Source organism: Ruegeria sp. CDSC002 (assembly GCF_059610905.1).
Window position 1 is genome coordinate 40,192 of the sequence record NZ_JBXWOM010000005.1, and the last position, 25,180, is coordinate 65,371.

Sequence of the window (25,180 nt, forward strand, 5' to 3'; positions counted from 1 at the left end):
CATGCGCAAGATCTACGTCGCCGGGCACCGCGGCATGGTCGGCGGCGCAATCCTGCGTCGCTTGCAAGACCGTCAGGCATCAGGTGAGGCGCTGGAACTTGTAACACGGACCCGTGCGGAACTTGATCTGACCAATCAAGCCGCTGTCGCCGATTTCATGCAAGCCGAGCGCCCAGACGTTGTCATTCTGGCGGCGGCTAAAGTCGGCGGTATCCATGCCAACAACACCTACCCGGCTGATTTCATTTACAAAAACCTGATGATCGAGTGCAACGTGATCCATCAGGCGTTTGCCGCGGGGGTCAAAAACCTGCTGCAGTTGGGCAGTTCCTGCATCTATCCGCGCGCTGTGCCGCAGCCAATGCGCGAAGATGCCCTGCTGACAGGTGTGCTAGAGCCGACAAACGAACCCTATGCCGTGGCAAAGATTGCCGGAATCAAGCTGTGTGAAAGCTACAATCGGCAGTACGGCCTGGACTATCGTTCCGTGATGCCGACAAACCTGTACGGACCAGGCGATAATTTTCACCCTGAAAACAGTCACGTCCTACCCGCCCTGATCCGCCGATTTCACGAGGCACGCCGGGATGATCTGGAAGAAGTTGTCATCTGGGGCACAGGTAAGCCCCGGCGCGAGTTTCTGCATGTTGACGACATGGCTGAGGCGTCTTTGTTCGTAATGGACCTGCGCCGTGCTGCATATGAGGCAAATACCCAACCCATGCTGAGCCATATCAACGTGGGATGTGGTGAAGATATCTCAATCGCGGAACTGGCAGCGACGATTGCAAAGATCACCGGGTTCACCGGGCGGATTACGCAAGACGTCAGCAAGCCGGACGGTACCATGCGAAAGCTGATGGACGTTTCCCGGCTGGCCGACATGGGATGGCGCGCGACTATCAGGATCGAAGACGGTATTCGCGAAACCTATGCCTGGTTTCTAGAGCAACCCGAGGCAGAACTTCGCGCGAAGTGACCGCCCGGACACAGATCCGGGCAGTCTGGCGGATCAGAACCAGCGGCCAATTGCTATGGCCGTTGGAGGTAAAGCCGTCGCGTCAGAAACAGACGAAAGAACTTTGTACACGACCTGAGTTTCGGACGGTTCATCAAAGCCCATGAACCTGTTGATCGCGCCCCCACTGCCGCTGATTGCCGTGTTGGTGCCAGTAGCAAAGGCAGCCGGGAAAACCCATGTTGCAGACGAGCTCGCATACAGTGCACCTTCGGTGTTTGTGCAGGTCGTTGCATCCAGTGAAGCGGTGCAAATCTGGGTACCATCAGCAAACCGGACGAAATCACCACTCGGTGTGGCTCCTCGTTCAATCACAGCGCCGGTTGGGGTTCCGCCGCTTTGCGTGACCGCCCCCAAAAGATTTCCGGGCCCATAGCCATAGTCAGCCCGCATCAAGCGGCCCGCAGTTGTGTCTTCCGCGCTGTTTTGCACGGCCGTGCCAGAGGCCACCCCGGACGTTGGATCAAAGCTCAACGCTTCGGACCAATTGTTCCCATCCGGCGAGACCTTGATGGAAAAGCCTGTGCTACCGGACAGACCCATTTCCGCATGTCCGGTCCAGTTGGATTGAAACAAAAGGGATGCGGTTTCACCCGCATTTGCCTTGTTAATCTTCAGTTGATGCCCGGCACCCTCGTGGCTTAGCAAGGTTGCCGGCGCGCGCACTGACAGACGATTGGTCGTGTCGTGCCCGGTGGCAATTCCGACGCCTGGCAGGTTCTGCGTCGTGGTCGGGGGTTCGACCCATGCCGACCCGTCCCAAATTGTCAGACGGTTATTCTCCTGGTCCCACGCGCGCCAGCCCGATTTGGGCGTTATGAAATGCCAGCCATTGTCTAACCAAGCTGCAAGTTCTCCCGCATGATCCGACCAATCGCCGGAGGGCGTCGACCCAAGGGCATAAAGATCACCCTGCGCCGGAACTGTGGGCGGCGTCGAGGCATTAGTAGACTCAATGCAAAGCTGGACGACCAGATCAAGGCGTCTCAGGGCTTCATTATGTGTGACGTGCTTTTGCGCTTGCGACGGTTGCAGCAATGGCAGGTTCAATCTGGGCGAATTTTGGGACAAAGGGCATTCTCCGTTGGTTGTCGGATCGACAATTGCGTTGCGCGCCAGACTGCCGCGCCTCACATGAATCCCGCCTGACCGATACGAACGCTCGGTTAATGCCGTGCCAATATTTTGCCTGAGCGATGGGCTGTCCAATCACCCCAGGGCTTTTGATCTACACCGAAAGAAAAAGGCAAACTGCAATGCTTGCAGTTTGCCCTTAATTCGATACCGTTTACCTCGTTTTCGAGGCCACAATCCCTGGTTACTGGGCTGCCTGACCCGTGGCGACAACGTCGTGCAGGTATTTTTGCAAATCCTCTCGAAGGTCATCGCGCGCCAGCGCAAACGCGACTGTTGCCTGCAGGAAACCCGCTTTGGACCCGCAGTCAAACCGCTGGCCGTCGAATTTGTATCCGAAAACCGGGACACCGTTTCTGATGTCTTCGGCGATTGCGTCCGTCAGTTGAATCTCGCCGCCACTGCCCAGCTTGTTCTGATTAAGGTTGTACAGAACCGATGGGCGCAGAATGTAACGACCGATTACTGCAAGATTGGACGGTGCTTCCTCGGGTTTCGGTTTCTCGACCATGCCGCGCGCGCGCACCGCTGTTCCGATGTTATCGCCCACATCCAAAACGCCGTAAGAGCTTGTCTTTTCCGGGGGAACTTCCATGGTGGCAACCATATTGCCGCCAGTTTCCTCATAGGCTTCTATCATCTGCTGCAAGCAGGGCTTTTCCCCTGCGATGACGTCGTCGGGCAGCATGACCGCAAATGGTTCGTCTCCAATCAGGCGGCGTGCGCACCACACGGCGTGACCCAAACCCAAAGCTTTGTGTTGCCGGATATAGGCGATAGCCCCGCTTTCCATGTTGGTCGCATTTAGCGTTTCCAACAGGTCGTCTTTGCCTTTTTCCTTAAGCGTTTGTTCAAGGATTTGGTTGTGGTCAAAATAGTCCTCAAGCGCTGACTTTCCGCGGGACGTTACAAAAATGAATTCGGTAATCCCGGCCGCCCGAGCTTCGTCGATTGCGTATTGAACCAGCGGGCGATCGACCAGGGTCATAATTTCCTTAGGTACCGATTTTGTCGCGGGCAGAAAGCGAGTACCAAGACCCGCAACCGGAAAAACCGCCTTTGTGACCTTACGTGCCATGCTACCTCTCAGCAAAAAGTCTTGTCCGTATGAAAGTGTTTTGTCGACGCCACCTCATATTGCGCGCGATTAGAACAATCAACGCAATTAGGCAAAGTCGGTCAACTTGGAGAGATCGTGCCACCGTTGAAATCGGAAGTCAAAATGCTCTGCACATGCTGGCTATGACATAGCCTTAGAGGTTGCCAGTTTAGGGTTAAAATGGATGAAAATGTGCATATTGGATGCAATGTGGAGACAAACGGAGTCGCTGAAACACCCAAAAAACGAACCTGCCCCGAAGGCTGTGAATTGCTTCGGAGCAGGCGGGTTTATGCCTTCGCCATGATCGCCTCGAGCGGGTCGTGCTCGGCCACAAAATGATTAGGCTTCACTTCACTCAACAGAGGAACATAGTCATTCTCACCGGCCGCCAAACGACTTGGGAGGAAACGCAACGCGGCTTTCGGATCCATCGGTGAGGGCAGTTCGCCCGGCAGTTTCAGGCGCGTGCGGCTGCGCTCCACGTCCGGGTCCGGAATTGGCACGGCCGAGATCAGCGATTTGGTGTAGGGGTGGATCGGATCAGAACAGATCACTTCTCCGTCGCCCAGTTCCACGATCCGGCCCAGATACAGCACCATGATCCGGTTAGATACCGCTCGTACAACCGACAGGTCGTGACTGATGAAGATCATCGACAGACCGAACTCCTGCTGCAACTCGCGCAGCAATTCCACGATCTGCGCCTGAATTGACACGTCCAGCGCGGACACTGCTTCGTCGCAGATGATCAGCTTGGGTTTGTTGATCATCGCCCGTGCAATGCCGACGCGCTGGTTCTGACCGCCCGAAAGCTCGTGCGGATAGCGGTTGATCATGTTGGCCTTCAGGCCGACCCGTTCCATCATTTCGGCGACTAGCTTCTTGCGCTCCCGCTCAGTCAGGTCAGGGCGATAGGTCTTCAGCGGTTCCGCAATTGAGGCCGAGATGGTCATCCGCGGATCGAGGCTGGCCAGCGGGTCCTGGAACACGATTTGCAAGTCCTTGCGGTACTTGTTCAACTCGGACCTCCTAAGTCCAACAATGGGATGACCCAGCCAACTGACATTTCCCGCACTGGGTTCGATCAACTGCAGGACGGCCCGTGCCAGAGTGGACTTTCCGCAACCAGACTCGCCCACAACTCCCAATGTTTCGCCCTTGCGGATGTCAAAACTGACACCATCGACGGCTTTCAAAGGTACTTTGTGCCCGAACAAACCGCCCGAGACGTGGATTGGGAAGTGCACTTTGACGTCGTCGACTTTCAGCAGCGGCTCATCGACTTTTTCCAGCGCCTTGGGTGCGTCACCGGCGTCGATGCGGGGCATCGCGGCCAGCAAAGTCTTGGTGTAGTCGTGTTTGGGCGCCCGGAAGATTTCACGCGTCTCGCCGGCCTCAACGAATTGACCCAGCCGCATGACCTGAACGCGATCGCACATTCGGGCCACGACACCCATGTCATGGGTAATCAGCGCAATCGCGGTGCCTTCGTCCTTTTGCAGGCGTACCATCAGGTCCAGAATGTCTGCCTGAACGGTCACATCCAGCGCCGTTGTCGGTTCATCCGCGATCAACAGCTTTGGATTACACAACATGGACATTGCAATCATGACCCGCTGGCGCATGCCGCCCGACAGCTCATGTGGATACTGATCCAGACGCCGTTTAGCCTCAGGGATGCGCACACGTTCGAGCCATTCAAGACAGCGCGCCCGAGCAGCCGATCCTTGCAGCCCCTCGTGAACCTGCAGAACTTCGCGCATCTGCTGACCGATCCGCAGGTGCGGGGTCAGGGCGGTCAGGGGATCCTGAAAGATCATGCCGACATCGTCGCCACGGATCTGGTTCAGCTTGTTGACCGGCAGGTTCAGAATTTCCTGACCGTTCAGCATGGCGGAACCGGTTGCCTGCCCGGCAGGTGGCAGCAGGCCCATCGCGGCCATGAATGTCTGGCTTTTGCCGGACCCACTTTCGCCCACGATGCCCAGGCATTCGCCTGGATTGATGTCAAAACTGATGCCTTTGACGGCCTCTACAACACCGTCGGCGGTGTTGAACTGGACGCTCAGGTCTTTTACGGAAAACAGGCTCATATCAGCGATCCTTCGGGTCCAGAGCGTCGCGCAAGCCATCACCTATGAAGAACATGGTGATGATGATTGCGACGTAGAATGTCAGTGGGAACAACAACTGCCACAGCGTGCCATAGCCCATCGTCCCGGCCCCTTCGGCGATCAATCGACCCAGAGAGGTATAGGGTTCGGAAATCCCAAGGCCGAGGAACGAGATGAAACTTTCGGTCAGGATCATTTCTGGCACCAGAAGCGAAGCATACACAATCACCACGCCAAGAAGGTTGGGCAGGATATGGCGATACATGATGGTGAATTCGCTGACCCCAGCCGCACGTGCGGCCTCGATAAACTCTCGGTTCTTCAGGGTCAGGGTTTGCCCCCGGACAATTCGTGCCATCGTCAGCCAACCAACCGCACCAAGTGCGATGAACAGCATGACGAATGATCGACCCGCGACAACCAGCAACAGGATGATGACCAGAGTTGCCGGAATGGCCAGCAGGATATCGACGAAGCGCATCATCACACCATCGGTGCGGCCACCGATATACCCTGCGGCAATACCGTAACATGTACCGACGATCAGGGCGGTTGCGGCACCGATCAGACCCACCAGCAGCGATGTCGTCGTCGCCTGAATGATGCGGCTGTATAGATCGCGCCCCAGATCGTCGACGCCGAAGAAATGTCCAGTCTCTGCGGACGGCATTCCCATGCCGCGTACGTCGCCCATGACGTTCCAGTCGATTTCCTCGTTGCTCCAAACGGCAAAGTAGGGGCCAATGATCGTGAACAACACGATCATCGCCAGAATGAACAGGCTCGCCATGGCGGCTTTGTTGCGAACAAAACGCATCCGTGCGTCCTGCCAGAGTGAACGCCCCTGAATGACCGTGTAATCGGTGATGTCTTCGGCCAGGTGGGCGGCTTTTTGTGATTTACCAAGCATTGCCAGCCCCTCAGTAACGGATTTTCGGATCGAACCAGGCATAGGCCAGGTCGGTCAGCAGGTTTACGAGTACGGTCAGGACGCCATATAGGATCGTGACACCCAACAGCACCGCGTAATCACGCGATAGCGCGGACCCCACATAGGCCTGCCCCAGCCCACCGGTCGAAAAATAGATGTCCACAAAGACCGAACCGGTCAGTACATAGACGAAAACCGGACCCAGATAAGACACGACGGGCAGCAAGGTCGGTTTCAGTGCATGGCGCCAGATCACAGTTCTTGTCGGCAGACCCTTGGCGCGAGCCGTGCGGATGAAGTTCGAGTTCAGAACTTCAAGCATCGATGACCGCGTGATCCGCGCAATGGATCCCATGTATGAAGTCGCAAGCGCGATAACGGGCATGATCAGGTACGGCCACTGGCCGCCATTCCAGCCACCGCCCGGCAGCCATCCCAGCCACAAGGTGAAGGTCAGGATCAGGATCGGACCCATGATGAAGTTCGGCAGCGCCTGCGCTGCGATACCCAAGCCAACAGCGAAATAGTCGATCCAGCTGTTGTGCTTGATCGCCGCGGCAATCCCCAGCGCGACTCCGACGGTTGTTGCCACCAGGAAGGACAGCGAACCGTAGGTCAGCGAGATCGGGAAACCCTGCGCGATGATGTCATTCACATCCCGGTCCTTGAACTTAAACGACGGGCCGAAATCAAAATGCACGACGATGTTGTACAGATAGTCCCACAGCTGTTTCCACAGCGGTTGGTCCAACCCGTACCGCGCCTCGATATTGGCCAGCACAGCGGGCGGCAGTGGCCGCTCCGAGGTGAATGGTCCACCTGGCGCGAAGTGCATCAGAAAGAAACTTGCAACGATCAGCAAAAGGATCGTTGGGACGGCGATCAGCAATCGCCGGACGATATAGGCAAGCATTTCATGCCCCCATTATTGGCTTTGCCCCGGAAAGAACTCCGGGGCAAAGCTTGGTCTAAGGAAGATTATTCGGCGGTTTTGTAGAGGTTCTTGGAATACCAGTTCTGCTCTACGTTTTTGACCGGCCAGTTACCGACATCGCTGTCCATCATGTAGACGCCAGCATAGTGATAGATAGGGATAACAGGCGTCTCTTGCGCGATGATACGCTCGACCTCAGTGTAGAGAGGAGCGGCATCGTCAGAGGTTTTGGCTTCGGACAGCAGTTCATCAACGCGGGCGTTGTTGTACTTGCCGTCGTTATAGCCGGAATCCGACTGTAGCAGATCGAGGAAGGTCGAGGCTTCGTTATAATCGCCACACCATGCGCCGCGTGCCATATCGAAGTTCTGATTGCCACGCTCTTCCAGGAAGATTTTCCATTCCATGTTGGCCAGCTCGGCATTTACGCCCAGCTTTTGCTTCCACATCTGGCTCAGGGCCACGGCAACTTTTTTGTGCGCTTCCGAGGTGTTGTAAACCATCTCAAAGCTCAGTGGGTTGTCGGGACCATAACCAGCTGCGGCTAGCAGTTCCTTGGCCAGTTCGTCGCGCTCGGCCTGCGACATGGACGCCATTTCTACGTCTGGAACGTCAAAGCCAGCGGTTGCTGCCGGGGCAAAGGTATAAGCCTGCGGCTGCCCACCTGCCATGATGTTCTCGGTGATGATCTTACGATCAACTGCCAGGGACAGCGCTTGACGGACGTTCGGGTCCTTGAAGGCTTCGGGGCCACCATCGGACAGGTTGAACGTGTAATAATAGTTACACAGGCGCGGGAAGCTGATTGCTTCTTCCGGATGCTCTTTTTGCAAGCGTGGGAACTGACCTGCGGGAACTTCTGTGCGGTCCAGCTCACCTGCCAGGTAACGGGTCAGCGCGACGTTTTCGTCGTTGATGACCAGTGCCACGACTTTTTCGATGATCGTGTTGTCGTTGTCCCAGTAGTTTTCGTTCCGCTCACGAACCGAACGTTCCTGCGGCAGATGCTCGGTCAGGACGTATGCACCGTTCGATACGATGTTTTCAGGCTTGGTCCAGGCGTCGCCAAACTCTTCGACAACTTTCTGCGGGGCAGGGAAAGTGGTCGAATGCGTGGTCATTTGCGGGAAGTACGGCAGCGGTGCGCTGAGCGTCACTTCAAGCGTGTGGTCGTCGATGGCTTTGACGCCCAAGTCGTCAACCGACTTGTCACCTGCGATGATTTCAGATGCGTTCTCGATCGACATCAGTTCCATGAACCATGCATAGGGCGAGGACAGGGCGGGATCGACGGCACGTTTCCAGGCAAAAACAAAATCGCTGGCGGTTACCGGATCACCATTCGACCACTTCGCATCGTCGCGCAGGGTAAAGGTGTAAACGTCTTTGGAGTCGTTGGTGGTGTAACCGGTGGCAACACCGGGGACCAGATTGCCGTCTTCGTCCTGGTTCATCAGGCCTTCGAACAGGTCACGCACGATCTCGGCGCCGGAAACATCCTCAACAACTTGAGGATCGACCGAGCTGTGTTCGTCCAGAATACGATAGGTAAAGGTTTGGTCATCCGCCAACGCTTCGCCGGTAGTCGGATGGGTTCCGGCGGCAAATGCAGCACCGGTTATCATGGTCGAGGTCAACAGCCCCGCAAGAGATGTACGAATATACTTGTTCATGTTTTTCAACTCCCGTTTTTTATTCAGCAACCCACGCGCATCCCTTCAGGATGGCTGAGGGCCACCATGTTTGTCCGACCCAGAAAGAGACCGGGACTGGTTCGAATTTTGCTTTTTCAGATCGCAATGAACACCGCGTCGCAGTCTTTCGGTTTGCAGTCGGGAACGTGTTTGCAAAAGTCGCCTTTCACTGATGTCGAACGTGGCATTATTTCAAAAAAGGTTAAAGCCTTTGCCTTAAAATTGGGCAACCATAGGTGGAATGTGAATGGAAACGGGGGTGCAGTGGAAATTTTATGTTGAAACTCGGAGGCTTCGTGACATTTTCGTGAAGGCTGCCGATTTTCGTTTGGTTGTTTCCGTCGGGTCAAACAGCTGAGGGGTATCTGGATCAGGGCGAATCGCTACTGTTTCAGGCTGGCCTTCATTCCCGCATCAGGAAAGCAGGTAGGAGCTTGGCCGATCGATTCTTGCCAGCGTCCGATCGAACGACGGGTTTTGAACCCGGGTAGGCCATCCGCCCCTCCGACGTCGTGCCCTTGTTGTTCCAGTGTGCGCTGCATGGCAGCGATATCGGATCGGTACATGGCGTCGATCTTGCCCCAGCGACCAGAAAAATTGCCAACGCCATATTGAATGCGGTCTCCGACGTGTCCAACGAACAAGGCATACAGATCGCTTTTGTTGTATTCCTTGAGGACATAGAAGTTCGGCGTGACGACAAAGGCAGGTCCGTTCCGCCCTGCGGGCATCATCAAATACCCCTCTCCGGCCATTTCATGTTTTGGAAACGGCTTGCCGGACATGCGCGCAATTCCCATTGCGGCCCAGTCCCTAATGGGTCTGCCTTGGTCGGGACCTTCCAGCGCGCAGGATATGGTGTCAGGAACAACGACTTCGAACCCCCAATCGCGCCCGGCCCTCCAGCTATGCTGCGCCAGATAATTCCCGATAGAGGCAATTGTATCTTCGGCTGAGGTCCAAATGTCAGCTTTCCCGTCCGCGTTCCCGTCGGCCGCATAGGTCAGGAAATTGGAGGGCATGAATTGCGGTTGGCCCAAAGCGCCTGCCCAGCTGCTTTTCATTGTGCCCGGCGGTGCATCGCCCGCTTCGGCGATTTGCAGCGCCGCGATCAGCTCTTTGGTAAAATAGTCAGCGCGGGTACTCATGAACCCTTTGGTGCCCAGCACCTGGAAGGTGTTGTGTCGAATGGGAACTTGCCCATAGCCGCTCTCACGACCCCAGATGGCCAGAATGATGCGGGCGGGCACGCCTGTTTCGGCCTCGACGCGCGCCAAGGTTGCGGCGTGTCGCCGGGCCATCTGCCGCCCGACGGATGTCGCGCCCTGAACGGAGCCCGCGTTGAAGTATCGACCCGGGGAGCCAAATTCAGCCTGTTTTTGCCGTTTCGGGGTTTTGATCGGTTGCCCCGGAGGCACCAGATCCGGCAATTTCCAGTTCAGCGTCACACCGTCAAAGGCCTGTTGCATCGTGCGCCTGGAAACACCCTTGGCTCTGGCCTTTGGCCAGATGGTGTCTTGCAGCCAAGACTGGAATTGTCTTTCAACCGCAGCACGATCTTGCGCGGTTGCACTTGTGGACAGGCACCAAAGACCCAGGACGAACATGATCCATCGCATCGCTTAAGGTCTGGCTTGGTCAAAGCCGCAAGTCAACAGCGGTTTCCCCGTGGTTTTGTCTGCGCCTATTCCCACCGTTGATCAGGGTCGGCGGCCGAGCACCGACCTATTTGGGAAAAAGCCTTGAGAAATTTCATTTGTCTGCCGATAGTTGGCGCGAGAGATTGCTTTAGGAGGACAATCAGGCGTGGCCCTATTCCGAATGTCACCAAAGGCGATGCAGGTTGTGATTGTCGCTGCGGCTCTCTCTGCTACGGCGCAAGCTGCCGGTGCAAGTGACAGTTTCATGGACCCACAAGGTCCGATTGCCGCTGTCCAAAAAGTGCATCTTTTCCGCGCAACTGTCCTGATCCTGTTGGCGGTTGTTCCGGTTCTTGTTCTGGTGCCGCTGATTGCATTTCGGTATCGGCGGCGCAAAGAAGGCGGAGCCATATACCGGCCCAAGTGGGATTTCTCCGGTCCGTTGGAGTTTGTTATGTGGGGCGTGCCGGTCCTGATTGTCGTGCTGCTGTCTTTCTATTTGTGGAAGGCGACTCACCGATTGGACCCATATTCGGATCGCTTTGGCGAAATGCCTGTGCTGAACGTTCAGGTCGTCGGCTTGGATTGGAAATGGCTGTTTATCTACCCCGATCTTGGCATCGCCAGCGTCGGAGAGCTTGGCATCCCCGTCAAACAGCAGGTCGCAATGACACTGACGACCGATACTGTGATGCAGTCCTTCATGATCCCTGCTTTGGCAGGCCAGATTTATGCAATGCCCGGTATGACTACGGAATTGCATGTCGTGTCGGATGTGGCTGCAACAATGCAGGGCGAGAACACCCAGTATAACGGGCGCGGGTTCACCAAACAGAAGTTCCAAACCGTTGCCATGTCCGATGCGGAATTCAACGAATGGGTCGACGAGGTGCGCAGTAACGGCATTGCGCTGAATGACGAGACCTATCGCATTTTGGCCATGCGGACGGACCGGGACGAGGTTCAAGCCGCGTTGGGAACCGAGCAAATGCCAGATAACGCGTTGTATTTCACGCTGGAGGACAGCAACCTGTTTCATTCAATTGTGCATCGGTATCACGGCAACAATGCTCTGACCGCCGACCAGCAGCCGGGGACGGTAGAATTCGGGCAGGAGGCGCAGCAATGACCACCAATGGTTCTGGCTTCTTCGGCCGCCTGAATTGGGACGCGTTTCCGATTACGGGGCTTATTCAGAATCCCAACACGAACGAGATTGTCGCCAACGCTGCCGCTGCGATAGTGATTGTCGGTGTCATCGTTGTCGTTGGATCATTAACGTGGTTTCGCCTTTGGGGACCATTGTGGCGCGATTGGCTAACCAGTGCGGATCACAAGAAGATCGGCATCATGTACATCGTCTTTGCAATCGTCATGCTTGCGCGCGGCGTTTTGGAAGGCGTGGTAATGCGGGCGCAGCAGGCGGCCGGTCCGGGCGATGGATTTCTTGAGGCCGAGCATTTCGCCGAGCTATTTAGTACCCATGGCACGATCATGATCTTCTTTGTCGCCGTTCCGTTTGTGTTTGGGTTAGCGAATTTCTTGATACCGCTGATGATCGGTGCGCGCGATGTGGCCTTTCCTGTGATGAACCAGATCAGCCTTGGTCTGACCGTCTCAGCCGGGATGATGCTGATGGTGTCGCTTGTGGTGGGCGAGTTTTCGACCGGCGGATGGACAGCCTATCCGCCATACACCGGTGCGGCGTTCAACCCCGGTGTCGGTCCGGACTACTGGATCTGGGCGATCGTCGTCTCTGGTGTCGGAACAACACTGACGGGCATCAATTTTGCTGTCACGATCTATAAGTTGCGCGCACCTGGCATGAAATTCATGCGGCTACCGATGTATTGCTGGACAATTATCTGTAGCTCGATCCTGATTGTCTTTGCCATGCCGCCTCTGGGTGTTGCCGCCCTGATGCTGGCAGCGGACCGGTATCTGGACTTTCATTTTTTCACCAACGACCTTGGCGGCAACATGATGAACTATGCCAATATGTTCTGGCTGTTTGGTCATCCCGAAGTCTATTTGCTGGTTCTGCCGGCCTACGGTATCTACTCTGAGGTCTTCGCAACATTCTCGGCCAAGCGCCTGTATGGCTACAACTCGCTGGTTATCGCCACCATGTCGATTGCAGTGTTGTCATTCACTGTCTGGCTGCACCATTTCTTCACCATGGGGCAAAGCGCGCTGATCAACGCCGTGTTTGGCATCGCTACAATGCTAATTGCTATCCCGACAGGGGTGAAGGTCTATGACTGGATGGCTACCCTGTTCCGCGGGCGTATCCGGTTTTCGGTGCCAATGCTCTATGGGTTGTCTTTCTTGATGTTGTTTGTCATCGGCGGGCTTTCCGGCGTGATCCTTGCCAACCCAACAGTGGACTATCAGGTACACAACACGCTATTTCTTGTCGCCCACTTCCACAATGTCCTGTTGCCGGGTGTGCTGTTCGGACTGCTTGCCGGATACAACTATTGGTTCCCCAAAGCTTTCGGGTTCCGCCTGAACGAATTCTGGGGCCGCGTCTCGGTTGCGTTGTGGACCGTCGGGTTCATGCTGACATTCCTGCCGCTGTATTTCGTCGGCCTGATGGGAATGCCACGCAGGTCATTCAGTTGGGAGGACCCGAGCTTCCACCCGTACATGATCGTCGCCGTCGTCGGCGCGCTGATCATATTGGCGGCTTTGCTGTCGGTGATCGTGCAACTGTGGGTTAGTATCCGTGATCGGGAAAAGGCACGCGTTCCGGTCGGTGATCCGTGGGATGCGCATACGTTGGAATGGTCGATCCCGGCCCCGCCGCCTTCCTACAATTTTGCCATCATCCCCCATGTGACCGATCGTGACGATTTCGCTGCCGCGAAAGAGCGCGGCAACGCGTACCCGTCGCCCGATGCCTATGAGGATATCTCGGTTCCGCTGAACACTGGAATTGGGTTCAGTCTCTGCGTACTCAGCGGGGTTTGGATGTTTGCGTTGGTCTGGTGGATCTGGTGGCTGGCGGCGCTGATGACAATATTTATGCTCGCGACCTTTATCGCATGGACGTTCAAGGCCGAAACAGAGCGGGTCATTCCGGCAGGCGACGTGCGTAAGCAGCACGAAGCCTGGTTGGATCTGGTTCACAATTCTACGCCCGTTGACCGTGATCACGAAACTGCCCCGGAAAATCGCGGATTAGCCCGCCCTGATCTGGAGGCCGTGACATGAAACGCGCGCCCACCCACAGCTATCCCGGCCTGAACCTTGGACGGCGGCACGCAAGTGCCGACAAGGCAAGCGAAGTCGTCACCTTCGGGTTCTGGGTCTTTTTGATGAGCGATCTGGTCTATTTCGGGCTGATGTTCGCGATCTACATAACGATGATTGATGCGCAGGCAGGCGGACCGGGGCCGCACGAATTGTTCGACCTGAAAAGCATCTTTGCCCAGACGCTGATCCTTTTGACTAGCAGTCTTACTGTGGGTCTGGCAATGCTTGCGCTCAAATACAACCTTCCGCGGTGGCGGATCGTATTCTGGTTCTTCGTGACACTGGTTCTTGGTCTCAGTTTTTTGGTTCTGGAAATACGCGACTTCATGTCGATGGCCGAAAAGGGGGGTATCCCACAGCGCAGTGGGTTTTTGTCAGCATTCTATGGGCTGGTGCCTTTGCACGGTCTGCACGTCACGGTCGGGTGCATTTGGTTGATCGTGCTGGGTATTCAGCTACGAATTTTTGGCCTTACCGATTTGCTGATGTCTCGCGTGGTGCGGCTGGCGCTGTTCTGGCACTTTCTGGACCTGATCTGGATTGGCATCATCACTATCGTTTATTTCGGAGGGCTGACCTATGGATAGGCGCAGCGAAATGCATCGCCGCGAGCGTCGTCGCTATGTAATCGGTTATGGTGGGTCGTTATTGTTGACCTTTGCAGTATTTGGAATCGCCTACCGATACGGCATTGAGACAAAGGGCGTTTACCTTGCAATCAGCCTGCTCGGATTGGCTCAGCTGATCGTACAGCTGGTTTATTTCTTGCACATCGACCGACGTCGCAGCAGCCGCGAAGATCTGGACCTTATCCTGTTTTCCACGATGGTGCTGCTGATCATCATTCTTGGAACTGTTTGGATCATGGGTAATCTGGCGGTTCGGATGCACACGTTTCCAATGTGACGTCTGGCCAAGCCAAATGAAGGGGGCTGGTTCATGAAATCTCTCAAGGTCGTTGGCGCGGTGGTCATCTTGGGCGCAATTGCCGTCGGGCTGCTGTTGTACTGGCGCCATCAGGAACGATACCCCTCGACCGATGACGCCTATGTGGGGGCGAATATCATATACGTGGCACCACAAGTCACCGGTCAGGTTGCCGAAGTGCTTGTGATTGAGAACCAGCCGGTCAAAACCGGGGACTTGCTGTTTACGATCGACGATACGCAATTCAAAGCTTCGGTCGATCAGGCCAAGGCCAACCTCGACAGCGCGGTTCAGCAGGCGCAGTCTTACAGTACACAGATCGCGGCCGCACAAGCGGTGGTCGACAGCACGCAGTCGGCCTACAATACGGCTCAGAGTAATCTGGAACGTGCTAAGGCGCTGTTTTCAGACGGTGATCTGGCGCAGGCGTCCCTGGATCAGACCAGTTCGGAATTTGCGCGCGCCGCGGCGCAACTTACCACAAGCCAATCCGCCCTGTTGGCCTTGCAAAGTGGTTTGGCGGCCAAACAGGACGATATACTGTCATCGCGCGCCCAAGTGGAAATTGCGCAGGCCAATCAAAATTGGACCAAGATCTTTGCGTCGGCAGATGGGTGGATCGCCAACCTGACCCTCAGGCCTGGATCGTCGGTTTCAGCTAACGCGCCGCAGTTTTCGATCGTTGAGTCGTCTGATTGGTGGGTGGACGCCAATTTCAAAGAGACATCACTGCCGCGCATTCGTCCGGGTCAGCAGGTCACGGTAAAGATCGACATGATGCCGGGCGTCACCCTGACGGGCAAAGTTGCGTCAATCGGACGGGGGTCGGGGGATACGTTCTCGCTGTTGCCATCCGAGAACGCCAGCGGGAATTGGGTCAAGGTCACGCGGCGCTTTCCGGTACGGGTTGAACTTGATCCTACGGATGCCCCATTGCGGGTGGGTGGCAGTAGCAAGGTGACCGTGGATACCACACCGCAGGCCCAAAAATGACATCCCCGGCAGCAGGCCACATCAATCCGGTGATTGTGGTTGCTGTTGTCCTCAGCGCTATTCTTGAGGTGCTCGACAGTACAATCGTCAATGTCGCGCTGCCCCATATTCAGGCGGCATTCGGGGCAACAACCGATCAGGCCACGTGGATACTGACCAGTTATATTGTGTCGGCCGTTGTGGTCATGCCACTGACGGGCTTTGTCGCCCGCCGTGTCGGCCGTCGACGTCTGATCCTGACCGCTGTGACCGGGTTCGCGACGATGTCGGTCATGTGTGGCCTGTCCTGGAGCCTTGAAACCATTGTAGCCTTTCGCCTGGCCCAAGGCATGTTCGGGGCGTTTCTGATCCCGTTGTCCCAATCCATTCTCTTCGACGCCTATCCCCGTGAAAAACGTGGGCAGGCGATGGCGGTCTTCGGTTTGGGAGTCGTCGTAGCACCGGTGTTGGGGCCCACAGTTGGGGCGATCCTGACCGAGTATTTCTCTTGGCGAATGGTGTTTTTCGTGAACCTGCCGGTAGCCGCGATGGCGTTGCTTTTGTTGGCCGGAGAGTTGCCGGATGACGAAACCGAAGAGGTTCGCATCGATTGGAAAGGCCTTGCTCTTTTGGCCATTGGCATAGGCTGCCTGCAATTTGTTCTGGATCAGGGAGAGACCAAGGACTGGTTGTCATCACGGGTCATTCAGGTTGCCCTCATCGCGTCGGTTTTGGGCGCGGTTGGGTTTATCATCCATGTGCTGACCACGGAAAAGCCGGTTGTCGATTTGCGGTTTTTCGCGGATCGCAATTTTGCGCTGTGCAATCTGGTTATCGCCGGATTTGCCATTTCCCTGTTCGGAGGTATCGCGATCCTGCCGACTTTCGTTCAGAACTTGCTGGACTATCCAGTCATCACATCGGGCCATCTTTTTATCCCGCGAGGGGTCGCCGCCGGGCTGTCGATGGTCCTGACCGGCGCTGTTCTGGTTACGCGTTTCGATCCGCGCATCCTGGCGGGGCTCGGTATGCTTTTGACGGCTGTCAGCAATTTCATGATGGGACGGCTCAACATGGATGCTGGATTTTGGGAGCTTGCCTGGCCAGGAGCAGTAAGCGGTCTGGGAATGGGGCTGGTGTTTGTGCCGATGTCGATATTGGCCTTCGAAAGCATCTCCAAATCGCGGCAGGATGAGGCATCCGGCCTGTTCAATGTGACCCGTCAGCTTGGATCATCAGTCGGAATTTCCTTGGTCGGAACTTGGGTGGTTCGGGGCCTTCAAACAAACACGGCAGTTCTCAGCCAAAACGTGACCCCCTATAACCCCGCCGCCCAAGCCTATCTTGCGCCACTGAACCTGACGTCAGACAGTGCGCAGGGGGCGGCCATTCTGGGGCAGGAGATCGCGCAGCAGGCTGAACTGATTTCATATCTGACCGTCTTCAACAATCTGGGGCTTTTGGCTTTGGCGACCATTCCGCTGCTGTTCTTTTGCAAAGCACCTAAACCTGGAACGCAGGCGTCAGTGCCTGCACATTAACGCATCAGGAACAAGCCAAATGCCAGCGCCATCCAGCAAAGACCCAGGCTGAGCAATATATTGGCCGCCGCCAGCGCGATGGTTCGTTCGCGTCTGAGTTCCAGCGACTGATAGGCAAAACTGGAAAACGTTGTGAAGCCGCCGCAAAAACCAAAGACCAGGCGTTTTTGTTCTTCGCCCATCTCTATTGATCCGCCGAGATAGCCGATCCACAACCCCAGCAGCAGACTACCCAGGATGTTCACAATCAGAGTTGAAAACGGCAGGTCATGGACAATCCGCAGAGCGATCCAGTGGCGCAAAACGGCCCCTAAACCGCCGCCTAACCCGAACATCGCGTGCAGGAACAATTCGGTCATTCAGTCGCCCTCGGCGGATGAAAGCGCCTTCCGATAGCCTCACCCAAAATGGCGGCTGCCAGTCCCGCCGCGATTTCCAACGCGGCGGCCGAAGCCGCAACCCATATGTTAGACAATGCCAACCGCTCCAAATCGGAAACAAACGAGGAAAAGGTCGACAGGCCACCACAAAAGCCAACAGCTCCAAGATGCAGCACATGGGCATGGACGCGGTTTCGAACCGAATACAGCCATCCCAGTATGAAGCAGGCCACGATATTGATGCCAAAGGTCTGCGTCAGAAATCCGGCATGCGGTATGCTCACCGAGAACAACTCGCGCAGCAGCGACCCAACTGCGCCACCAATGAACACGGCTCCGAACATCAATGCCGTGGTCCGAACATGCGTTCGTTTCTGTGTCACAGCCTACCGTCCTGCCCCAATCCCGTTTCTTCGGGCATAATAGCTGGCGTTGCCCGGATCAACCGTGACCAATGTCCGGACTACATTTCACATCTTCGCCCGTTTGCGTGAAGGCGGGCACAATCGCTTGCAATCTAACAGCGATTTGCCCCACGTTTGGCGAACACCTCGCCTGCTGCAGCAGGCTGGCAAGCACGCGACCCTGGGAGAGCACGAATGATTGTACGCAGACTCTATTACTTCATTGCATATGTGTGTCTGCCGCTGACCCTGTTGTGGGGTTTTTTCTGGCCGCCCGCCCATTGGTTGCTGGTGGTGCTCATTCCATATGCCGTGATCGGCCTTTACGACATGCTGACGACCAAACACAACGTGCTGAACAACTATCCGGTCCTGGGGCATTTCCGGTATATGCTGGAGTTCGTCAGCCCGGAAATCCGGCAGTATTTTGTGGAAACCAACGAAAGCGGCCGCCCTTTCAATAGGATCGTACGATCGCTTGTCTACTCGCGGGCCAAAGGACAGGTGGATACGCAGGCGTTTGGTACGCAATACGACGTCCTGTCAGTCGGATATCATCGTGCTAACCACTCGCTTGCGCCCAAGCATGTGGATCAAAGCGAAGAACGGATCATGCTGGGTGGGCCGCAATGCACGCAGCCATACAGTGCGTCGCGGCTGAACGTCTCCGCCATGAGCTTTGGGGCGCTCAGCGCCAATGCGATCCGGGCACTGAACGGCGGCGCCAAGGACGGCGGATTTGCGCATAACACGGGTGAGGGCGGCCTGTCCCCGCACCATCTGGCCGAGGGTGGCGACATCATTTGGCAGATCGGAACAGGCTATTTCGGCTGCCGCACGCCCGAGGGTGGTTTTGACAAGGACCTGTTTGCCGAAAAGGCAAAAAAGGACGTTGTCAAAGCGATTGAAATCAAGCTGTCGCAGGGGGCCAAACCTTCGCATGGCGGGGTGCTGCCTGCCGCAAAAGTGGATCAGGAAATTGCCGAAATTCGCGGCGTGCCGGAACATCAGGACGTGATATCTCCGCCCACTCACTCTGCTTTTGAAGGTCCAACCGGTCTGATGCATTTTGTGCAGCATCTGCGGGAAATGTCTGGCGGCAAACCAATCGGGTTCAAGCTGTGTATTGGTAGACCGTCCGAGTTTATGGCGATTTGCAAGGCGATGCTGGAAACAGGAATCCTGCCGGATTTCATCACCATTGACGGTGCCGAAGGCGGTACCGGTGCTGCCCCGGTCGAATTCACCAACCGGTTGGGCATGCCGCTGAACGAGGCGCTGATTTTCGTAAACAACTGCCTACGTGGCGTCGGTTTGCGCGACAAAATCCGGATCATCTGTTCGGGTAAGGTAGCCACCGGCTACGATATGGTCGAAAAATTCGCGCTGGGGGCAGATATGTGCAACGCGGCGCGCGCGATGATGTTTGCCGTAGGATGCATTCAGGCGCTGCATTGCAATACGAACCGCTGCCCGTCCGGCGTTGCCACTCAGGACCCGATACGGGGCAGGGCGGTCAATGTTCCACAAAAACGCCAGCGCGTGCACCGCTTTCACGATGCGACATTGGAAAGCTTCCGCGAACTTTTGGGCGCTATGGGCAAAGACAAAGTGTCAGACCTTCACCCGATAGATATCCGCCGCCGCACGGCAGACGAGCGGGAACGGTCTTATGCCGAACTCTATACCCTTATCGACGAAGGCGTTTTGTTGACAGACGCAATACCGTCCGACTACGCGGCCGATTGGAAACTCGCGTCGGCGGACCGCTTTTAATTTTTTTTGGCTATTTCGCCAAGGATTGACGATTTTGATCCGTCATACTCAGTGTGATGCGTATGAAAACATCGGATGAAGACTTGGCCAGGGCCGCTGCGGACGGGGACGTTGACGCGTTTGCGACCCTGTTGCAGCGCCATTACGACCGGGTCTTTCGTCTGGCTTTTCGTCTGACCGGACGGGCTGATCAGGCTGAGGATCTCACACAGGATATCTGTGCGGCGCTGCCCACCAAAATTGCGGGCTTTCGGGCGCAGGCCAAGTTCACGACCTGGCTTTATCGCGTTGTCGTCAACGCGGCCGAGGACGCCCGGCGTCGCCAGGCAAGTCACAGTCGCGCTGCCGCAGGGTGGGGTGATGTGGAGCAATTGCGACGGGCAGAAGCGACCGAGACGGCCCAAGCATTGGATTGGTTGCAGCGCGCCATGCGGTCTCTGCCACCCGAATTGCAAGATACTCTGGCCCTGACATTAGAGGATGAAATGACACACGCCGAAGCTGCTGCAGTTCTGGGCGTGTCCGAAGGCACCGTGTCCTGGCGCATGTCCGACATTCGCAAACGTCTGCGCGCCCTGCGACAAGAGGAATTGGCACAATGACCGATGATCTTGATGATTTCAAAGCCTTGATGGATGTCGCGACGCCGGCACCAGATGCCGAACGGCGGGCGAAAAACTTGAAATTGGCTCAGAAAAAATTTGCACACAACCAAGGATCGCATGCTGCTGTGCGTCCGACTGTTAAGCGAGGCCCAATGGCCCGCATGACAGAAGGAGCGAAATCCATGTTGAATGCCTTGTCCCATCGCGGCGCCCTGACCGCCACAACCGCAATTGCCGCTGTTGCGCTGATCATGTTCGTGCCGCAGTCCCGCGACATCGTTGTGCAGCCCCTATCGCGCAGTGAAAGCCCTGCGCCCGCACCCGAAGCAGATTCTGCCGCATTGGAAGATCTCGTCGTTGAGGCCCCGGTCGTAGTTGAAGAGTATGCCGCGCCCGTGCGATCCAAAGCGGCCGCCCCTCAGCAAGGCGTTTCGGGCTTGGTTGCTGAAAACACTGCGCGACTTGGCATCACTTCGGGCGATGCCACTCATATGATGGTTGAACCAGAGGTGGGAATTCTGCCCTTCCCGGATACCGAGGCGTTTTCAAACGCTGAAGCCAATCCTCTGAAAGTTACCAGTGAAGAGCCTGTTTCCACCTTTTCAATTGACGTCGATACGGCCTCCTATTCGATCGTCCGGTCCTCTCTTATGCGCGGTCAGCTTCCACCCAAGGATGCCGTCCGTGTCGAAGAGATGGTAAATTATTTTCCTTACTCGTATCCCGCACCAGAAGGGGACGCGCCGTTCCGGCCGACGATCACAGTAACACCGACGCCTTGGAATGAGGGTACTCAGCTTGTGCATGTCGGTATCCAAGGGGCATTGCCGCAGATTGAGGACCGACCGCCGCTTAATCTGGTCTTTCTGATCGATACCTCGGGATCGATGCATGATGCCAACAAACTACCACTGTTAAAACAATCGTTCCGTTTGATGCTGTCAGAGTTGCGAGAAGAGGACGAGGTCTCGATCGTGACCTATGCCGGAAGCGCGGGGCAGGTTCTGGAACCCACCGCGGCCGTGGAACGTGACAAAATCCTCGGCGCGCTCGACCAGTTGGAGGCAGGCGGTTCGACCGCAGGTCAGGCCGGGTTGCAACAGGCATATCAGGTAGCCGAAAGCATGAGCGCTGACGGTGAGGTCACGCGCGTCATCCTGGCAACGGATGGCGACTTTAATGTTGGCTTGTCTGATCCTGATGCGCTGAAAGACTTCATAGCAAATAAACGTGACAGCGGTACGTTCCTGAGTGTTTTGGGTTTTGGCCGGGGTAATCTGGACGATGCCACGATGCAGGCACTTGCCCAGAACGGAAACGGACAGGCCGCGTATATCGACACGCTGAGCGAGGCGCAAAAAGTCCTGGTCGACCAGTTGACGGGCGCATTGTTCCCAATCGCAAACGACGTCAAAATCCAGGTTGAGTTCAACCCGTCACAAATCGCCGAATATCGCCTTATCGGATACGAGACGCGCGCGTTGCGTCGGGAAGATTTCACCAATGACAAAGTGGACGCCGGCGATATCGGCGCAGGCCACTCGGTTACGGCGATTTACGAGGTCACGCCTGTTGGTTCAGACGCGATCCTGAACGATCCGTTGCGTTATAATGCCCAAGTGGTACGTGACGGTTCGGATGAGATCGGGTTTTTCAAACTGCGTTATAAAACGCCGGGGTCCGACCAGAGCCGGTTGATCGAACAGCCCATTGCGGCGACGCAGGACGAGGTTTCAGACGATGTCCGCTTTTCCTATGCCATCGCCGGGTTCGGGCAGTTATTGCGCGGTGCAGAATATCTGGGGAACTGGTCCTACGACGATGCGATCGGATTGGCAAACGCAGCCCGCGGTGAAGATCCCTTTGGGTACAGGGCCGAAGCTGCCACGCTCATGCGGCTTGCGCAAACGTTGTCACGGTAACAGCGGGCAATGGGGCGCTGCGTTGGGCAGCGCCCGTGTCCCGTCAATACGATCTTTGGTTGTTGGCCGCATGTGTGTTGATCCGGCGCACGCTCCACTCTACGGCGTCGCGCATGGTCCTGCCCAAAGCATCGTCAAAGGCTTTCACAAGGTCAGGCGTCGAATCGCTGGCAGAGGCAACAACTTCCCGAAATGAACTAGACGCGATGATCTTGTCTTCGAATTCATCAATGATCTTAATGTTCATGCGCACTTCGACGCGGATGGTTTTTGTCCCCTCAACATCGCTGACGACGAACCCCTGAAATTCGCGTAGGTCCGGAACGATGACATAATCGGCGCGCAGGCCCACGGTTGAGCGACCAACAGCGGCCACCTTGCCACTGTTTTCATAGCTTTCGACCAACAGCGCCTGTACGATAAGCGGTGCACGGTCGACCCATCTGGCGCGCGGTAGGTATTGCACCTGCAATGGGGTCGGCTGAATAGCGATCTGATCGGTATTGACCGCCGCCGTTGCTGTCGGTTCCTGTACAACGATTTGTTTTTGGACGCGCGGCAACGAAGACGAAAAGGTGCTTTTCGGCGTCAAAAGATACAGGTCGTTTGGCTTGGATGCCTGCCTCAGCGTGCCCAACCCGGTGCACGCGCCCAGCGACCCCAACGCCAGAACCAAAAGAAACAGCCTGATCATTGGCGAAACTCCGAAGCTTGGGTTCCCAGTAAGAAGCGTGCCGGGTCACGTTCGACCTTGTCCACCAGCCGATCCAGGCTGATTACCAATCGTTGCGACTCTTCTACGAAACGTGTGAATTGCGGCAGGCCGACGCGGAGGAAGTCGGACAATTGCCGTCGGTTGTCCTGAACGATGCCGTCGATGGTGCCCAGCAATTCGGACGCCGATCGCGATGCATTGAGGATATCGGCCGAAATTTCGTCCAACTTGCTTGTGACATTAGACACTGTTGAGGCGACCTGATTGGCCGCATTGCGGATATCGTCCATGACTGCGCCGACGTCTTTGTTGATGACCTCATTGGCCGAGTCAAAAGCGCGTTCCGCAGAAGCCAATGTGGTGTTTGCTGTATCCATCGCTGCCGTGATCGACCCCAGTGTTTTGTTTGCATTCACAAAGGTCTCGGTCGCGGTCGCCAAGGCAACGCTGCCTTCGTCGGACAGGCCGGTCAGGCGTTCTGCCAATGTTGAGGCCCGATCGATAAATGGTTTCACGTCGTCCTGTATTATGCGATCGGCCGATTCAAGTGTTGTCTTGGCGCTGTTCAGTGTTTCCGTTGCGGACTCGGATGCAGTTTTTACGCTTTTGAGTGTGTCTGTCCCTGTCGTCAGGGTGGTTTCGGCTGTATCGGCCAATTTATCAAGCCGCGTTGTAAAGTTGCCCAGTTGCTTGGCAGCGCCGCCAAGGTCGGTGGACAAGCTTTCGAAATCTGTCAGCGTTTTGTCCAGCCTGCCGGACGCAGAAGCCAGGTTGTCCAAAATTTCGCTGACGGATTGGCGGTTCTTGTCGTCAACGACCGAGTTCAGACTTTCAAGCAGGGTAACCGCCTCATCCAGAACTTTCGGGGCGCCTTCGAACAAGGATTGAATTGCGCTGCGCTTGCTTTTGATTACGCTGTTTTCCGGCAAGGGTTTGTCGCTGCTTTTGCCACCCGTCAGCTCAACATAACTGACGCCAGTAACACCCAGAGATTGTAGCTGCGCGATGGTATCTTCGGTGACGGGTATGTCGGCATCTACTTCAAGCTTAACGCGCACCTTTGACGGATCGTCCTCGTCCAGGTTCAACGAAATCACCTGACCAACGGGCAAGCCGTTGAAGCTTACGCCGCCCGCAGAGGAGAGGCCCGATACGTTTTCGAACAGAACGTCGTAATATGCGTATTGGCGCGACACCTCGAATTTCGCGAGCCATAGGAAAAACCCGAAGGCACCAAGGATGCCCGCGATTGTGAACGCGCCGATCAGGATATAGTTTGCCCGGGTTTCCATAGCCTTTACCTGTCCTGCCCCTTCTCTTGCGCCGCGCGGGCCCGGGGGCCGGTGAAATACTCTTGAACCCAAGGATGGTCGACTTTGGTCATTTCTTCAATCGGACCTTCAACCAGAACCCGTTTTTCTGCGAGCACTGCGACCCTATCGCAAATGGCATAAAGACTATCGAGGTCATGTGTGACCATAAAGACGGTCAAGCCTAAAGCATGCTGCAATTCACCGATCAACTCGTCATACGCAGCCGCGCCGATTGGGTCGAGGCCGGCGGTTGGCTCGTCCAGAAATACGATCTCGGGGTCCAAAGCCAAGGCGCGGGCAAGGGCGGCGCGTTTGCGCATCCCGCCGGACAATTCGGAAGGCAATTTCCCGCAACTCAGTTGCGGCAAACCGACAAGGCTGATCTTCAGGTTACCAAGCGCGCACATCAGGCTTTCGCTCAGCCCTGTATGTTCGCGCAGCGGAGCCATCACGTTCTGCAAGACCGTCAGCGAGGAAAACAATGCCCCATCCTGAAAGGCAACGCCCCAGCGACGCTCAATCCGGCGGCGTTCCTGTTCCGGGCCATTCAATACGTCGACACCCAGCACCTCAATGCTGCCCGCCGCGGGTCTGTTCAGGCCGACAATCGTGCGCAGCAGAACCGATTTGCCGGTTCCCGATCCACCGACGATCCCCAGAACTTCACCACGCCACACATCCAGATTCAGGTTCTGATGTACAACTTGCGGACCGAACTGGTTTGTAAGATTGCGAACGCGGATCACCGCCTCGCGCTGAGCGTCGGATTTTGATGTCTGTTCCAGCGTCGTACCGTCCAT

The 25,180-nt window shown here is 56.1% G+C and carries 22 protein-coding genes; 10 read left to right on the plus strand and 12 right to left on the minus strand.

The annotated features are described in order from the left end of the window. The first annotated feature begins 1 nt into the window (after nt 1). Nucleotides 2-979, plus strand: coding sequence for a GDP-L-fucose synthase (gene fcl / locus AC2FJE_RS10645; RefSeq protein WP_496756113.1), 978 nt, complete (start codon nt 2-4; stop codon nt 977-979). Nucleotides 980-1,012: 33 nt separating this feature from the next. Here fcl and AC2FJE_RS10650 read toward each other — a convergent pair whose 3' ends face one another. The 7 genes from AC2FJE_RS10650 to AC2FJE_RS10680 form a co-directional block, all read right to left on the minus strand. Further along, nucleotides 1,013-2,089: a DUF2793 domain-containing protein gene (locus AC2FJE_RS10650; RefSeq protein ID WP_496756110.1), complete on the minus strand. Its 1,077-nt coding sequence runs from the start codon at nt 2,087-2,089 to the stop codon at nt 1,013-1,015. A 247-nt stretch (nt 2,090-2,336) separates the two neighbouring features. Then, complete coding sequence (galU, locus tag AC2FJE_RS10655; protein ID WP_282169450.1) at nt 2,337-3,230, minus strand: UTP--glucose-1-phosphate uridylyltransferase GalU; 894 nt, start codon at nt 3,228-3,230, stop codon at nt 2,337-2,339. Nucleotides 3,231-3,541: 311 nt separating this feature from the next. Further along, entirely contained in the window at nt 3,542-5,347 is a 1,806-nt protein-coding gene (locus AC2FJE_RS10660) for an ABC transporter ATP-binding protein (RefSeq protein ID WP_282119485.1), read from the minus strand. A gap of 1 nt (nt 5,348) precedes the next feature. Next, entirely contained in the window at nt 5,349-6,278 is a 930-nt protein-coding gene (locus AC2FJE_RS10665) for an ABC transporter permease subunit (protein WP_058274595.1), read from the minus strand. 10 nt (nt 6,279-6,288) lie between these two features. Continuing rightward, entirely contained in the window at nt 6,289-7,212 is a 924-nt protein-coding gene (gene oppB, locus AC2FJE_RS10670; protein WP_058277210.1) for an oligopeptide ABC transporter permease OppB, read from the minus strand. 65 nt (nt 7,213-7,277) lie between these two features. Then, the gene (locus AC2FJE_RS10675) at nt 7,278-8,906 is read right to left on the minus strand and encodes a peptide ABC transporter substrate-binding protein (RefSeq protein ID WP_496756107.1); all 1,629 of its coding nucleotides are present in this window, start codon (nt 8,904-8,906) and stop codon (nt 7,278-7,280) included. 404 nt (nt 8,907-9,310) lie between these two features. Beyond that, a complete protein-coding gene (locus tag AC2FJE_RS10680; protein WP_432653521.1) occupies nt 9,311-10,534 on the minus strand; it encodes a lytic murein transglycosylase in 1,224 nt (407 codons plus the stop codon). A 199-nt stretch (nt 10,535-10,733) separates the two neighbouring features. Between AC2FJE_RS10680 and AC2FJE_RS10685 the strand changes: the two genes are divergently transcribed. The 6 genes from AC2FJE_RS10685 to AC2FJE_RS10710 are packed head-to-tail and all read left to right on the plus strand — an operon-like array spanning nt 10,734 to nt 17,265. Next, nucleotides 10,734-11,696, plus strand: a complete 963-nt coding sequence (locus AC2FJE_RS10685; RefSeq protein ID WP_496760928.1) for a cytochrome ubiquinol oxidase subunit II — start codon at nt 10,734-10,736, stop codon at nt 11,694-11,696. Continuing rightward, complete coding sequence (locus AC2FJE_RS10690; RefSeq protein WP_496760929.1) at nt 11,693-13,783, plus strand: cbb3-type cytochrome c oxidase subunit I; 2,091 nt, start codon at nt 11,693-11,695, stop codon at nt 13,781-13,783. Before AC2FJE_RS10685 ends, AC2FJE_RS10690 begins: the two co-directional genes overlap by 4 nt. Beyond that, nucleotides 13,780-14,412, plus strand: coding sequence for a cytochrome c oxidase subunit 3 (locus tag AC2FJE_RS10695; RefSeq protein WP_496756102.1), 633 nt, complete (start codon nt 13,780-13,782; stop codon nt 14,410-14,412). The genes AC2FJE_RS10690 and AC2FJE_RS10695 overlap by 4 nt, the downstream gene beginning before the upstream one ends. Continuing rightward, on the plus strand, nt 14,405-14,731 hold the full coding sequence (locus AC2FJE_RS10700) for a cytochrome o ubiquinol oxidase subunit IV (RefSeq protein ID WP_496756100.1): 327 nt from the start codon (nt 14,405-14,407) through the stop codon (nt 14,729-14,731). Before AC2FJE_RS10695 ends, AC2FJE_RS10700 begins: the two co-directional genes overlap by 8 nt. A 33-nt stretch (nt 14,732-14,764) precedes the next feature. Continuing rightward, nucleotides 14,765-15,745: an HlyD family secretion protein gene (locus tag AC2FJE_RS10705; RefSeq protein WP_496756097.1), complete on the plus strand. Its 981-nt coding sequence runs from the start codon at nt 14,765-14,767 to the stop codon at nt 15,743-15,745. Then, on the plus strand, nt 15,742-17,265 hold the full coding sequence (locus tag AC2FJE_RS10710; protein WP_496760930.1) for a DHA2 family efflux MFS transporter permease subunit: 1,524 nt from the start codon (nt 15,742-15,744) through the stop codon (nt 17,263-17,265). The genes AC2FJE_RS10705 and AC2FJE_RS10710 overlap by 4 nt, the downstream gene beginning before the upstream one ends. On the opposite strand, the gene AC2FJE_RS10715 is transcribed toward AC2FJE_RS10710, so the two are convergent. Both AC2FJE_RS10715 and AC2FJE_RS10720 read right to left on the minus strand, forming a co-directional pair. Further along, entirely contained in the window at nt 17,262-17,624 is a 363-nt protein-coding gene (locus tag AC2FJE_RS10715; RefSeq protein ID WP_282119477.1) for a fluoride efflux transporter FluC, read from the minus strand. The two genes, AC2FJE_RS10710 and AC2FJE_RS10715, sit on opposite strands and share 4 nt — an antisense overlap. Then, nucleotides 17,621-18,028, minus strand: a complete 408-nt coding sequence (locus tag AC2FJE_RS10720) for a fluoride efflux transporter FluC (protein WP_282119476.1) — start codon at nt 18,026-18,028, stop codon at nt 17,621-17,623. Before AC2FJE_RS10720 ends, AC2FJE_RS10715 begins: the two co-directional genes overlap by 4 nt. Nucleotides 18,029-18,244: 216 nt before the next feature. Here AC2FJE_RS10720 and AC2FJE_RS10725 point away from each other — a divergent pair, with 216 nt between their 5' ends. The 3 genes from AC2FJE_RS10725 (at nt 18,245) to AC2FJE_RS10735 (ending at nt 22,352) form a co-directional block, all read left to right on the plus strand. Beyond that, nucleotides 18,245-19,825 (plus strand): FMN-binding glutamate synthase family protein, encoded by a 1,581-nt coding sequence (locus AC2FJE_RS10725; RefSeq protein ID WP_496760931.1) that lies wholly within the window; start codon nt 18,245-18,247, stop codon nt 19,823-19,825. 62 nt (nt 19,826-19,887) lie between these two features. Next, complete coding sequence (locus tag AC2FJE_RS10730) at nt 19,888-20,427, plus strand: RNA polymerase sigma factor (protein ID WP_496706582.1); 540 nt, start codon at nt 19,888-19,890, stop codon at nt 20,425-20,427. Next, nucleotides 20,424-22,352, plus strand: coding sequence for a vWA domain-containing protein (locus tag AC2FJE_RS10735; RefSeq protein WP_496756089.1), 1,929 nt, complete (start codon nt 20,424-20,426; stop codon nt 22,350-22,352). Before AC2FJE_RS10730 ends, AC2FJE_RS10735 begins: the two co-directional genes overlap by 4 nt. Nucleotides 22,353-22,395: 43 nt before the next feature. Here AC2FJE_RS10735 and AC2FJE_RS10740 read toward each other — a convergent pair whose 3' ends face one another. The 3 genes from AC2FJE_RS10740 to AC2FJE_RS10750 are packed head-to-tail and all read right to left on the minus strand — an operon-like array spanning nt 22,396 to nt 25,180. Beyond that, nucleotides 22,396-23,046 carry an ABC-type transport auxiliary lipoprotein family protein gene (locus tag AC2FJE_RS10740; RefSeq protein WP_282152106.1) on the minus strand — a complete coding sequence of 217 codons (651 nt, stop codon included), beginning with the start codon at nt 23,044-23,046 and terminating at the stop codon, nt 22,396-22,398. Next, complete coding sequence (locus tag AC2FJE_RS10745; protein ID WP_496756086.1) at nt 23,043-24,359, minus strand: MlaD family protein; 1,317 nt, start codon at nt 24,357-24,359, stop codon at nt 23,043-23,045. Before AC2FJE_RS10745 ends, AC2FJE_RS10740 begins: the two co-directional genes overlap by 4 nt. A gap of 5 nt (nt 24,360-24,364) precedes the next feature. Then, complete coding sequence (locus tag AC2FJE_RS10750; protein ID WP_496756085.1) at nt 24,365-25,180, minus strand: ABC transporter ATP-binding protein; 816 nt, start codon at nt 25,178-25,180, stop codon at nt 24,365-24,367.